The sequence below is a fragment of the Cellulomonas sp. P5_E12 genome, from assembly GCF_054049315.1.
Map to the genome: position 1 here is coordinate 204,770 of NZ_JBFUMP010000004.1, position 13,546 is coordinate 218,315.

The window sequence follows — 13,546 nt, forward strand, 5'->3', positions numbered from 1 at the left end:
TCAGTGCCAAGCGATGTCCTCGAGGTCGGTCTCGACGCTCACCCGAGCCGGGGTCTCGAGCTCGGACTCTTGCTCGACGGGCTCGGCCGAGAACATCGACAGGTCGTGCGCGGCCGTCCGCCGCGACACGTCCACCCGGACCGCCGTGGGGCCCGCGCACTCGTGCCACTGCACCACGCCGTCCTCCCGGACGTCACCGTGGGCAGACGTCGGCATCCACGCGATCGACCGCTCGACGTAGTGCCGTCGGGCCTGCCGACCGGACGGGCTGAAGGCGTCGGTCGAGAACGTCGTGCTCTCCGTCGCCGTGGCCCGGAAGAACTCGGGCTCCGGCCCGGTCTCGCCGTCGGCGTACCTGCCGATCCGCCCGACCACCCTCGTCGGGATCTCGAGCTGTCCCTCGCGGACGGCTCGGTGCAGGTCGTGGTGCGCGTGCTCCGTGAGGACGGCGCGGGCTGCGCCTGACGACCAGAACTCGCGGAGCCGCTTGCGCGGGCTGATGACACCGTCGAGCGCGTCGAGGTCGACCGAGCGGTACCCCTCGTTCGGGCCGGTCGGCTCCGACGCCTCGAACGCCTCGTACGCCATGTCGAAGTTCCGGGACGCCCAGCGCACGGGGTAGAGCACGCGGTAGGCGGAGACGAGGGTCGTCGTCGGGATCGCGTCCTGGTCGGTCGCCTGACGCGCGACGCCCATCGCCGCCGGGAGTGCGTCGACGACGTCGTCGGGCAGGTCGTCGAAGCGGCGTTCCGGCGAGGACCAGGGGCGGTGGATCGCCTCGCCGAGGATGCGGACCCAGTCGCGCAGCAGGGTGTCGAGCAGGTCGAGCCGGGCCAGCTCCGTGCCGGCGTAGAGCAGCTCAGCGTGGTCGCGGTGGATCCGGGTCAGCTCGCGCTCGACCGCCGACTCGTACGTGAGGACGGCCTTGTAGAACTGATGGTTGGCCGCGGCGAGCAGGACGAGGGCCGCCGCGAGCAGGATGCCGCAGCACGCGAGCATCGAGGACAGCGGGAAGTCGTACTCGGCGATGGCATCCGGCCACGGCCCGTACCGGAGGTACACGAACGCGGCGGTGGCGACGAGCCAGATCGGCGTGGTCCAGAGCCACCAGCGGGTGACGACCAGCTTGGCGCGCGTCAGCGCCTCGGCGGGCGGCGTGCTGGGCTTGCGGGCGGCGATCTTGTCCAGCCTGACCTGAAGGTCCGCACGTCGGTGGGCGACGTCGTCGCCGACCTTCCAGAGCACGGTGCCGGACATCTCCGCGTACCAGGCCGCGTACCGCTCGGTCTCGAGCGTGAGCGCCGCGACGGCGTCCCGGCAGCGGTCCAGCTCGCTCGCGAGCCCCGCCAGCGTGGCGTCGTCGGGCAGCACGGCCGGCAGCGCCTCCTTGGCGGAGGGCTCGGCGTCCGGGTCCTGCGTCTTGGCCCGGGACTTCGCCTTCGCGGACTTCGCGGCTGCGGCGGCTGCCGCACGGGCCGCGTCGCGCACCTTCTCCGACTCGGCGCGAGCGGCCTGGGCCGCCGCCAGCTCGGCCGCCGCCTCCTCGGCCTCCTCCTTGGCTTGGGTCAGCTTGGCGCCAAGCTCGATCCGGTACGCACGCATCGACCTCGGGTCGTCGGCGGCGACAACCTCGTCATCCACACCGACCCACTCCGCGCCGGGTGGCACGACGGCCGCACTGGGGGGAAGGAGCTCGCGCCGACCGGCCTGCCGGGGCTCCGGGAAGTCGTCCAGGTCACCACCGTCCACCAGCGCGAGGAGCAGCGACCGCGGCCGCGCCCAGGTCGCGGGCACGGGGGCGATGGTGCGGGTGGCCTCGAACCGGGTGGTGGCGTCGATGCGGGCGCGCTCGCGCTCGAGCAGCCGGGTCGACGCGTTCGCGAGGTCGTCGACCGGCTTGGGGCCGAGCGTGACCAGGATGCCGTTCTCGGTGCCGATGATCGCGTCGGTCGCCCGCGCCTCGGCCCGGCCGCGCACCCGGGCGACCACCCAGCTGCCGACCGCGCCGACGGTGCGCACATTGAACCCGGCGGCCGCGCGCAGGGCGGACCAGAACCCCCGGTACCGGTCCGGCGGACCGCTCGGGATCCGCTCCTCCGCCGGCGCCCACTCCGGCGACTCGAGGATCGCGGTCGCCGCCTGGGCGGCGATCATGTCCGGGCGAGCGGCCGGTCGCGCCCACGCCAGCACCGGCGCCGGCCCGGTCTGGTCGAGTCGGCTCGTGTCCAGGGCCTCGGCGACGAGCCGGTCGAGCATGTCCTCGCCGACGACCGAACGGATCGAGACGCGCGCCACGACGGCATCGGCCTCGCGCGTGCTCGAGTCGGTGGTCAGGGCGTCGAGCACGCCGTCCGGCACGCCCCGCAGGATCCCGCCCACGGCGGCCAGCGCGGCCGCGGCGTGGCCGTCGAGGTTGCCCGGGAAGCGCACGAAGACGCTCGCGCGGTCGACGTCGGGACGGTCCTCGGGGGAGATGACGACGTTGACGTCCCACTGCGGCTGGAAGATGGCCGGGTTCGCCCCGAACGCCCCGCTGACCGGGAGCACGACGACCGACCGGTGCAGCCGGCAGCCGACCTCGTGCAGGTCCGCGCGACGCGGGAGGGTCGACTCGATCGCATCGGCGACCGCGCAGCCCGTCGCGGAGAGCGTCAGGTCGGTCCCGGCGTCGTGGAGCAGCACGTGCCCGACGACGACGCGCACGAGATCGAGCCGGAACCGACCGATGTGCTCGAACAGGTCGACCGTGTGGACGCCGACCGCGTCGACCAGCCGGGCCCGCACCGACGGCGGACCCGCCGGGTGGACGGTCACGTCGTCGGACGTGACCCACAGCGACGGCTCCAGGATGCCCGCGCCGGTCCACGACTCGGCGAGCCCGCGGATCGCAGTGTCGCGCGCCCCGCTGCCGACGACGAAGACGGTCAGGGTGCGCATGTCAGTAGAAGCCCCCGCCCTCGGCCACGGGCTGCAGGGCGCCGACGCTGCGCCGCAGATCCCCGAGCGAGGCGCGGATCTCGCCGCGCAGCTCGTAGGAACCCGGGAACCCGAGCAGGTCGTTGCCCTCCTCGACCCGCGAGAAGTGCTCGTCGAACTTGGCGCTCAGCGCGTCGATCCGCTGCTCGACCTTCTTGCGCCGCAGCTCCCAGTCGGCCGCCGGACCGGTGTCGCCGTTCGGGTTGCGACCGTCGAGGATCCATGCGGAGAGCTCGTCGGGCACGTCGTCCCCGCTGCTGCCCAGGGCGCGCAGGCGCTCGTACGGCTTCATCGGCTCGAGGGACTCGGTGGTGTTGACGTCGAGCATCGCGAGGGTGACCGACTCCAGCAGCGCCGGCAGCAGGTCCGGGCCGGTCGGCTTCACGCTGGTCAACGTCGGCCAGGGGAACGCCGCCATCCGACCGCCCTTGCCCAAATCGGCCGGGACGAACACGCGGGCGCCGGTGTCGCCGACGTCGAGGTGGCCCAGGCACCCGGCGACGAACCACCCGCGCACCAGCGACCGCAGGACGGCCGGCGAGAAGGGCAGCGCCTCGGAGAGCGGACGGGACCGACGCCACCGCCAGAACTCCGCGCGCTGGTCCGTCGACGCGCTGCGCGCACCCCACTCGCTCGCGATCGGGCGCATGAGGCTGTCGAAGACGACCGGCTCGTAGGGCTCCCGGTTGACGGTGAAGATGTCGATGAACGCGCCGTTGCCGTCGCTGAACGACTTCTCCACGACCTCGTTCCACTGGCTGCGGGACTCCAGCAGCGTCCGGAACCGCTCACGGGCCGGCGACTTCTCCGGCAACGGCACCTCGCTGAAGAGGGTCGTGTAGGTGACCTCGTTCTTGCCGTGCACCTGCACCAGCACCGACGGGTTGACGCTCACCAGCGGCGAGCCCGCGTTGAGGGCGGCGATCAGCTGTCCCTCGAAGCGCTGCAGGCGCGCGGCGAGATCGGCCGGGCCGACCGACGCCGGGTCGAGGTAGTCCCGCAGGCCCTCGTCCATGTACCGGCCCACCGCGGTCCCGTCGCGGTGGAGCCACCCGCGCGCCCGGTCGAGCAGGTCGCCGGCGGTGGCGTGCACGACGAACGACGCGCGGCTCGGCGCCGCCGTCACCGTGCGGTGCAGGAGGTGGTTCCGCGGGACCCAGTCGGCGGTCCGGACGACGAGGTGCTGCACCCGGCCCTCGACCTCGTCGGTCCCGAGGAGCACCTGGATGTCGGCCGCCTTGCGGGCCTCGCGCGGCTGCTCGGTCCCGATCGTGCGCGACACGAGCGACGAGAGGATGGAGGGGTAGTCGTCCGGCTTCTCCAGCAGGAACTCGTTCGGCGCGGGCCGCAGGCGGATCGGGATGACGTCGCCCTCGGGCCACAGCGCGATGACCGACGGGCGCCCGTCACCGCGGATGCTGCCGGCCTCGGCCAGCGCCTCGAGACCGTGCTCGACCGACTGGACCAGCGGCTCGAGGACGTTGTCGACGAGGTCCTGGATCAGCTCGACCGCGAGGTCGCGGATCTCGGCCTCCTGCTCCTCGGCGAACGTCTGGACGGCCCGCTTGACCGCTTCGGCGAGCCGGTCGGTGGTGCGCAGGATGACCGCCGTGTCGGCGTCGTCGAGCGCTCCGCGGATCTGCTGGTCCACGTCCGCGGCCCACCGACGGCTCGCGCTCGCCTCGCTGCGGAGCTCGTCGCGGACCTGTCCGACCTCGGTCGACAGGCGGCGCAGCAGCTCCACGGTGACGGGGGCGCCGCTGGAGGCGATGTATCGGGCGGTGAGTGCCGTCAGATCGCGCTGGATGGTGTCGACCCAGCTGCGCGCCGCGTCCGTCCGGGCCGCCAGCTGCGCGGTCTGGAAGTGCGACTGCCGGTCCTTGACCAGGTTCCTGATGTTCCGGCGCACGTCCTCCGCACGGGCACCCTTGTCCGGGATCGCCTCCTTGGCCTTGGTCTGGATCTCGACGAAGACGGTCTTGAGGTCGTCGCGCAGGCTCTGCGGGCGCAGCGCGTCGACGATCTGGTTGCGGTCCTTGCCGCGCTCGTCCAGGCCCGAGGCCGCCAGGAACCCGCCGAAGACGTCGTCGGCCGTGTCCCGGACCAGCTGCTTCTCGGTCCGGTCGTCGCCCCGCTGCCGCAGCTCCTCGTGCCGGCGCGTGAACCGTTCGACCACCGTGCGGGCCAGGTGCTCGCTCGCGTAGTCGCGGAACCGGTCGCGCCCGAGACCGACGCGGGACGACCCCAGCGCCGCGAACGGCGTCTCGGTGCCCTGCGTGTGCAGGCCGAGCTTGTCGGGCACCGACTGGGCGGTCGGCGCCCAGTTGCCCTGGGTGTACGTCGAGAGCGAGTCCTGCAGCCGCTCGCTGACCACCCAGGCGCCGAGCGAGCGCCCGAGGGCGCGGTAGATGTCGTTCTGCGTCCGGTACGTCACGTGCTCGTTGCGGGCGCCGACGAGGAACGGGTACCGCGGGCCCAGGCGCTTCGCCGTCCCCAGCTGGACGCCGTACCGGGCGAAGAGGTCGGTGGTCCCTTCGGTCGCGCCGTCCTCGTTCCAGAAGCCGCTCAGCAGCTCGGCGAGCGCCGCCAGCGAGTTCGGCCGCACACCGCGGCGGGCCTCCTCGGGCAGGTAGTCGAAGACGTCCGGGGCGTAGAGCACACCCACGATCTCGCTCGCCCACTTGTCCCCGAGGGCGCGCACGGCGTCGCAGACGTCGATCACGGCACCGGATCCGCTGCCGCCGGCGATCGAGGAGACGACGACGACGGTCGGCTCGTGGACGACCGACGACGGAACGCCGCCGAGTGCGGTCGTGACCTGCTGGAGCTCACCGATCACCTCGGCGCCCGTGAGCTGGCGGCGAGCGCTCTGCAGCGCCTCGCGCACCCGGTCGAGGCCGGCGACCGTGATGACCCGCCCGAGCGCCCGGTACTGGCCGGCGCCCTTGCTGGCCGGGATGTTCACGCGGTTGGGGTCCGGCCGCCACCCGCCCAGCGCGTCCGCCAGGTGCGCGCTGGCGGTGCTGGTCATCGCGGCGTCGATGGTCCGGTAGTCGACACCGCTGGCGACCAGCCCCTGGTAGTCCCGGTCGGGCAGCTGCGGGGGCAGGTCCGGGTCGTTGCCGTCCGCGACCGTGGGCACGTCGATGTGCAGGAACTGCCACGCGCGCGGCAGGTCGCCGACCCACCCGGCCTGCTGGAGCCGCCGCTCGAGGTCCTCGCGGACGACGCGCAGGGTCTTGCCGCCGGAACCGCCGACACCGACGAGGAGGAACGGACGAAGCATGAGATGTCCTTGGGGTGAGTAGGTGCGGAACTGCTAGTCCCAGAAGTTGACCGAGCTCGGCGGTGCGTCGTCGGCGGCGGKGGGCGGTGTGGCGGGCGGGGCGGACTTCGCGGGACGCCCCCGCCGGCCGCGGCCGCCCTTGCCGGTCGGCGCAGGCGTCGGGGTCGTGCTGGGGCCGAGGTCGTCGGCCCAGCTCGAGGAGGTGGCCGGCCCGGGCGCAGCCGGGGTGGCCTCGTCGTCCGCCCAGGACGCCGCCCGGGGCTGCGGGACGTCCGTCGCTCCCGTCCCTGCCGGCGGCGCSGTCGGCGTCGGGCCCGCGGTGCGAGCCGCAGCGGCGCCCACGACCGCGTCGACGATCCGGTCCCACGGCGCGTCGCGGACCTCGTCGAGCCGCTCCGGCAGCACCGCGGCGACGCCCTCGCGCGAGTCGACGACCATGACCAGCCGACCACGGATCTCGGTCGCGCCCGGCAGCGGCGGCTCGGCGGCGAGGACGAACCCCATGGTGCCCGGCAGGTCCACGGTGGCCGCCCGACCGTCGGCACGCGTCAGCTCGTTCCCGGCCGTCGTGACGACGATCGAGTCCCCGGCCGCTCGCACCACGCCGGTGCCCTGCCGCAGGGGGAACCACGGGAAGGTGCGCCGGAACTCGAGCCCGGCAGCGTCGAACCGCCCGAGCCGGCCGGACTTGCCCACCCGCAGCGGCTCGAAGTCGAAGGCCGGGTCGAGCAGCTCGGGACTGTCGGCCGTCGCGCGTCGCACCCCACCGGCGGTGACGAGCACGGGGACCGACGCCACGCGCGCGTCGGTGGTGAGGCGGTAGCGGTCAGCGACCCGCCGAGACGCCTCCGCAGTCAGCCACGCGAGGAGCAGGGCGAGCACCGAGAACAGGGCCACGAGGCCCCACCGCTTCGCCTCGTCGACGGGCCGCGTCATGGACGTCCCGACCGGCACGGTCAGCGTGACGTCGTCCCCGCCGTTGGCCGCGGTCAGCGTGATCGGCAACGAGCCGTCGACGCGCCCGTCAGCGGGGTTCTCGGCCGACACCTCGACGGCGATCTGCGCGGTGCCGTTCGCCGGGATGTCCACGCAGCCGGCGTCGGGCGTGAGGGTGATCTCTCCCGCCGGCTCCGGCGCCGTGAACGTGGCGTCCCCGAGGCACGCACGCGTGGCGCCGTCCTTCGACCCGGTGAACGTGAGCCTCCCGGCGGCCGTGCCGTCGCCGACCAGGTTGGGCAGGAGCAACCGGGTCGGCGCCACGGTCGGGTAGGAGGTCGGTAGGGCGGTCGGCAGGTCGGCGTGGGACGTGACCGGGCCGAGGGGGATCTGGCTGGGCCGGCTCACCCCGCGCGCGGTCGCCTCGATCGCCATCGACGGCGCAGCCCCGTCGGCGGGGATCGTCACGTCGAGCGAGTAGGTGCCGTCGCCGTTGTCCTCGACGTCGGCGCTCTGGTCGGTGCCCGCCACCGTCACCGCCAGGTCCAGCGGGCCGGAGAGCTCGGCGGGCCGCACGGCGCTGCCGTCCTTGTGCTGCGGGGTCACCGTGACGGTGCTGGTCTCGCCGATGGTCAGGCCGCGATCCGGGCCGGTGATCGCGAGCTCGACGCCCCAGAAGTAGTAGAGGTCGACGAGGGTCGCCGTGTCGCCGAGCTGCAGCGTCCACTCCCCGCCGTCGGAGCCGGCGGGCGGGAAGGTGACGTCGATCGTCATGAGACCGTCGCGATCGCTGACCACCAGCTGGGCGCCGCCGACGTCGGCGACCGAACCGTCGAGCGGGACGGTCTCGCCGTCCGGCGCCAGCAACGTCGGCAGAGCCGCGCCCGGGTCGCGCTCGAGCACCACGCGGAAGCGCCCGATGCCGCGGTCCGCCGGGATGGGGAGGGTGCCGTTCGCGCACTCCACCGACGGGCAGTCGACCGACTTCCACGACGTGCCGCCCGCGATGAGCGCCGCGGCCTGCGCGAACAGGCGGCGCATCGCCCCGGCGTCGTCGGCGCGCAGGAACGCCCCGCCAGCCGACGTCGCCGGGATGGGCACGGTCCCGCAGGACTCCCCGCCCCCGGTGCCCTCGGCGATCGCCCGCAGCCGGTCCTGGTCCTGCTGGGTCACCGAGCCCTCGGTGAAGAGCGCGAGCGCGATGATCGCGATCCGGTCGCCTCGCACGCCGTCGATCTGACCCTGCGGCGTGCACAGCTCGGTCCGCGCCGCGTCGGTGGCGGGCTCGCTCCCGCCGGTGCCGTCGACGTCGAGCCGGCCGTCGGTGAACCACAGGAGGACCTTGCAGCTGGTGCCGTCGAGCGAGGCCGCCTGTGCGTCGAGGGAGGACTGCGCGCCGCGCAGGGCCGCGCGGTAGTCCGTGAGGTTCTCCTGGTCGCGCCCGGGCAGGTCGTTCGTCGCCGAGTCCTCGAGGGCGGCGAGCTGGTTCCCGTCGACCGTCCCCCAGGCCACGAGCTCCTCGTACTCCGCGCCGAACGTCGCCAGGCTGGCCTGGACGTCGAGCGACCCCTCGCTGCTGGCGCGCAGCGAGGCGAGCGAGTCGAGGGCGGTGGAGATGGCCCCGACGCGCTGGTCGTCGGGGTCGGTCTGGCGCAACGACCCGGACGCGTCCACCACGATCGCCGCGAGCAGGTGATCCGCGTCCGCCGCACAGCTGGCGACGTCGGCGAACGCGGAGGCCCCGGCGTCGCTGAGGTCGGAGGCGGCGGTCGCGGAGGGTGCGAGGACCAGGGACGCGGACGCCGCGACACCGATCGCGGCGAGCGACGCCAGGGCGCGACGGACCCGGTTCACTTGGCCAGCTCCGTGGCGAGCAGGAAGGCGTTCACGAGTCCCGCGGCGACACCGATCACGAGCGCCGACGTCGCCAGCCGGTCCAGCCACGGCTGCGGCCGGAACCGCGGGTCCGGCCGACGACGGCTCCGCATCGCGCGGTACACGCTGGCCACGATCGTGGTGACGACCGCACCGAGCACGTACCCGGCGACGAGGAGCGGCACCGACGGCGCGTCCAGCACGAGGACGGAGACGAGGGCGGCCGCCACGGACACCACCGCGACGGCCAGAGCAGCGATCGCCGGCCAGGCCGGGGCGCGTACGGCATCGCGCCGGACCATGGTGTCGACCACGCGCTCTCCCGTCGAAGTCGTCAGCCGCATCGGGTTCGACGGGGCAATCGTTCCACTGTAGGAACCCGCACCGACACCGCTTCTGGCCCTACGTCCTGCATACCTCCCGCACCGCACCCGATTCGCGGCTCATCAGCAGGTTGTCACGACCGTCACGTGCAGACAATGCGAGCACGAACCTCACAGGCACCACCCCGTCGGCATTCACCCCCAGCCCGCTCAGCGCGCACGTGCCGGGCGAACCCGGTAGGAACGATGGACATGACCATCGTCGGCTTCCACAACTCGCACGAGCAGGTCCACCCCGCGGCGCTCCTCGCGGTCACCCAGCGCGCCGAGCAGGCCGGCTTCGACGCCGCGATGTGCTCGGACCACTGGGCCCCGTGGTCGGTCCGGCAGGGCCACTCGGGGTTCGCCTGGACGTGGCTGGGCGCGGCCATGGCGACGACGCAGCTGCCGTTCGGCGTCGTCAACGCGCCGGGCCAGCGCTACCACCCGGCGATCATCGCCCAGGCCGTGGCGTCGCTGGGTGCCATGTTCCCGGGCCGGTTCTGGGTGGCGCTCGGGTCCGGAGAGAACGTCAACGAGCACATCACCGGCGCGGGATGGCCGCCGAAGGCCACGCGTGACGCCCGGCTCCGGGAGTGTGTCGAGGTCATCCGCGCCCTGCTCGACGGCGAGGAGGTCACCCACGACGGCCTGGTCACGGTGGACCGCGCCAAGCTCTGGACGCTTCCCGACGAGACGCCGCTCCTCATCGGCCCGGCGGTGACCCCCGCGACGGCACGAGCGCACGCGGCCTGGGCCGACGGACTGGTCACGGTGAACCAGACCCCCGAGATCCTCCGGCAGGTGGTGCAGGAGTACCGGGACGCCGGTGGCCGGGGCGAGATCGCGCTGCAGGTGCACGTGTCGTGGGCGCCCGACGAGGAGACCGCCCTGGCGACCGCTCGCGAGCAGTGGCGCGGCCAGGTGTTCGGACCGCCGGTCGCGTGGGACCTCGACACTCCCGAGGCCTTCGACACCATCGGCGAGCACGTCGGCGACGAGAGCGTCCGCCGCAGCGTCCTCGTCGACCACGACCCCTCACGACTGGCGGACCGCCTGAGCGAGCTGGCCGCGATCGGCTTCGACGCGCTGTACCTCCACCAGGTCGCCACGGACGCCGCCCCGGACGACGAGAAGCACGGCGACGCAGCACCGACCCGCACCCCGCGCAGCGCGACTCTCGAGGCGTTCGTCGACATGGCCGCCGAGCACCTCCTCCCCCAGCTGCAGTCCGGCTCTCGACGGGCGGCGCGGCACCACAACGGGTAGGAACGATCCCCATGAGGATTCACGACACCGGTGACCTGTGGTGGAAGAACGCCGTCATCTACTGCCTGGACGTCGAGACGTTCATGGACTGGAACGACGACGGCGTCGGCGACCTGCCGGGACTCGTGCAGCGGATCGACCACCTGGCGGACCTGGGTGTGACGTGCCTGTGGCTCATGCCGTTCTACCCGACGCAGGACTACGACGACGGGTACGACATCTCCGACTTCCTCGGGGTCGATCCGCGCCTGGGCGACGTGGGCGACCTGGTCGAGGTGATCCGGACCGCCCGCGACCGCGGGATCCGGGTGATCGCCGACCTCGTCGTCAACCACACGTCGTGGAAGCACCGGTGGTTCCAGGAGGCGCGCAAGAGCGTCGACAACCCGTACCGCGACTTCTACGTCTGGCGGAAGGACAAGCCGCCGTCCACAAAGGACAAGGTCGTCTTCCCCGACAAGGAGACGGGCATCTGGACCAAGGACGACGCGACCGGCGAGTGGTACCGGCACACGTTCTACCACCAGCAGCCCGACCTGAACACGGCGAACCCGCAGGTCAGGGACGCCATCGCGAAGGTGATCGGCTACTGGGCGGAGGTGGGGCTGAGCGGGTTCCGGGTCGACGCCGTCCCGTTCTTCCTGGCCGACGCGGCGAACACCCCGGGCGACGACATCGTCGACAAGCACGACTTCCTCAAGGAGCTCAGGTCGTTCCTGACCCGCCGGGTCGGCGACGCCATCCTCATGGGCGAGGTCAACCTGCCGTACGCGGAGCAGCGGCTGTACTTCGGCGGCGGGGCGGCCGACAGCGACGAGCTCACGCTGCAGTTCGACTTCATCGGGATGCAGAGCCTGTACCTGGCGCTCGCCCGGCGCGACGCCCGCCCGATCGCCGAGGCCCTCTCGCAGCGGCCCGACATCCCGCACGACGCCCAGTGGTCCACCTTCGTGCGCAACCACGACGAGCTCACGCTCGACAAGCTCTCCGACACGGAGCGGCAGGAGGTGTTCGACGCCTTCGGGCCCGACCCGGACATGCAGCTGTACGGCCGTGGCCTGCGCCGGCGTGTGCCGACGATGCTGGACGGTGACCCCCGCCGCATCCGGATGGTCTACTCCCTGCTGTTCTCGCTGCCCGGCACCCCGGTGCTCTTCTACGGCGAGGAGATCGGCATGGGCGAGAACCTGGCCGCCGAGGGGCGCATGGCGGTCCGCACGCCGATGCAGTGGACGTCCGGGACGAACGGCGGCTTCTCGCAGGCGTCGAAGGGCAAGCTGTCCGGCCCGGTCACCGAGGGCGGCTTCTCCCCCGAGCACGTCAACGTCGCCGACCAGCGTCGGGACCCGGGCTCGATGCTCAACTTCGTCCAGCTGCTGATCCGCCGGTACCGCGAGAGCCCCGAGCTCGGCTGGACCCCGCGGGCCGAGATCCTCGCGCAGCCGCACCCCGCCGTCCTCGCGCACCGCAGCACCTGGGGCGACGGGTCGACGATCGCGGTGCACAACCTGTCTCCCGACGCGGTCACCGTGCCCCTGCGGTTCGCCGACTGCGACGACACCGTGCAGCTGGTCGACCTCCTCCAGGACGGCACGTGCACGATCGACGCGCGAGGTCGGACGGAGGTCGACCTGGAGGGCTACGGCTACCGGTGGCTGCGCGTCGTCCGCGAGGGCGACCGCCGGCTGATCTGAACCGTTTCGGCCGGCCCATCCACCGGCCCGCTCAGCGGCCTCCCAGAAAACTCGCGTACCGTGCCGAGGTCCGCCGCCTCCCCGGGCGGGACCCAAGACGACGGAGGACCTTCGTGCGCCGCACGACCACCGCCCGCCGCGGCCTCGCCGCCGCAGCACTCGCCCTGACCCTCGGCCTGTCGCTGGCCGCCTGCTCCGGTGACGGCGGCTCCGACCCGTCGGCCTCGCCGTCCGCGTCGGCCACGTCGGCCGAGAACGCCGCAGACACCGCCGCGCTCGCCCAGGTGACGGTCGAGGGTGATCCCGGCACCAAGCCGACGATCACCCTCCCCTCGAAGCCGTTCACGGTGACCGGGGTGACGGTGCGCGTCGTCGACGAGGGCACGGGCGCCGAGATCACCGAGGGGCAGACCCTCTCGATCAACGAGGTCGCCGTGTCCGGCACGGACGGCAGCGTCCTCGGCGACAACTACGAGAGCGGTCCGGAGTCCGTCGTCGCCGACGACAAGCTGCCGCCGGCGCTGCACGACGCGCTGGTCGGCCAGAAGGTCGGCGTGCGGATCCTCTTCGCCGTGCCGACCGACAGCGGGACCAACGTCGTCGCCGCCGACGTCATCGACGCGAAGGACACCCCGCCGGTCCCGGCACGCGCGGAGGGTGAGGCCGTCACGCCGCCCGCCGGCCTGCCGACCGTCACGCTCGACGCCGACGGCAAGCCGTCGATCACGCCGATCAGCGACGCGGCGCCCACCACGCTCGTCGTCCAGCCCCTGATCAAGGGCGCCGGCGCACCCGTGACCGCCGACCAGACGCTCACCGTGCACTACACGGGCTGGCTCTGGGACGGCACGCAGTTCGACTCCTCGTGGGACCGCGGCGAGCCCGCGACGTTCCCGCTGACCGGCGTCATCCCGGGCTGGACCCAGGGCCTCACCGGCCAGACCGTCGGCAGCCAGGTGCTGCTGATCATCCCGCCGGAGCTCGGGTACGCGGACAAGGAGCAGAACGGGATCCCCGCCAACTCGACGCTGATCTTCGTCGTCGACATCCTGGCCGCGTCCTAGCGCGCATCGCTTCACGACGAGCCCGGGACGCCTCGCGTCCCGGGCTCGTCGCGTCCTAGGGTGGCGGGGAGAGCCAGACGACTC

7 protein-coding genes are annotated in these 13,546 nt (G+C 73.1%); 3 read left to right on the top strand and 4 right to left on the bottom strand.

Annotation, left to right across the window (positions count from 1 at the left end):
- The 4 genes from ACXJKA_RS05100 to ACXJKA_RS05115 are packed head-to-tail and all read right to left on the bottom strand — an operon-like array spanning position 1 to position 9,387.
- On the bottom strand, positions 1-2,937 hold the full coding sequence (locus ACXJKA_RS05100; RefSeq protein ID WP_456824087.1) for a hypothetical protein: 2,937 nt from the start codon (positions 2,935-2,937) through the stop codon (positions 1-3).
- 1 nt (position 2,938) lies between these two features.
- On the bottom strand, positions 2,939-6,262 hold the full coding sequence (locus ACXJKA_RS05105; RefSeq protein WP_456824088.1) for a tubulin-like doman-containing protein: 3,324 nt from the start codon (positions 6,260-6,262) through the stop codon (positions 2,939-2,941).
- Between the two features lie 33 nt (positions 6,263-6,295).
- A complete protein-coding gene (locus ACXJKA_RS05110; RefSeq protein WP_456824089.1) occupies positions 6,296-9,052 on the bottom strand; it encodes a VWA domain-containing protein in 2,757 nt (918 codons plus the stop codon).
- Positions 9,049-9,387 carry a hypothetical protein gene (locus ACXJKA_RS05115; protein WP_456824090.1) on the bottom strand — a complete coding sequence of 113 codons (339 nt, stop codon included), beginning with the start codon at positions 9,385-9,387 and terminating at the stop codon, positions 9,049-9,051. The genes ACXJKA_RS05110 and ACXJKA_RS05115 overlap by 4 nt, the downstream gene beginning before the upstream one ends.
- A 261-nt stretch (positions 9,388-9,648) precedes the next feature.
- Between ACXJKA_RS05115 and ACXJKA_RS05120 the strand changes: the two genes are divergently transcribed.
- The 3 genes from ACXJKA_RS05120 to ACXJKA_RS05130 all read left to right on the top strand — a co-directional run bounded on the left by ACXJKA_RS05120 (position 9,649) and on the right by ACXJKA_RS05130 (position 13,462).
- Positions 9,649-10,704, top strand: a complete 1,056-nt coding sequence (locus ACXJKA_RS05120; protein WP_456824091.1) for a TIGR03885 family FMN-dependent LLM class oxidoreductase — start codon at positions 9,649-9,651, stop codon at positions 10,702-10,704.
- An 11-nt stretch (positions 10,705-10,715) separates the two neighbouring features.
- Positions 10,716-12,398, top strand: a complete 1,683-nt coding sequence (locus tag ACXJKA_RS05125) for an alpha-amylase family protein (RefSeq protein WP_456824092.1) — start codon at positions 10,716-10,718, stop codon at positions 12,396-12,398.
- 113 nt (positions 12,399-12,511) lie between these two features.
- Positions 12,512-13,462, top strand: coding sequence for an FKBP-type peptidyl-prolyl cis-trans isomerase (locus tag ACXJKA_RS05130; protein ID WP_456824093.1), 951 nt, complete (start codon positions 12,512-12,514; stop codon positions 13,460-13,462).
- Positions 13,463-13,546: the final 84 nt, after the last annotated feature.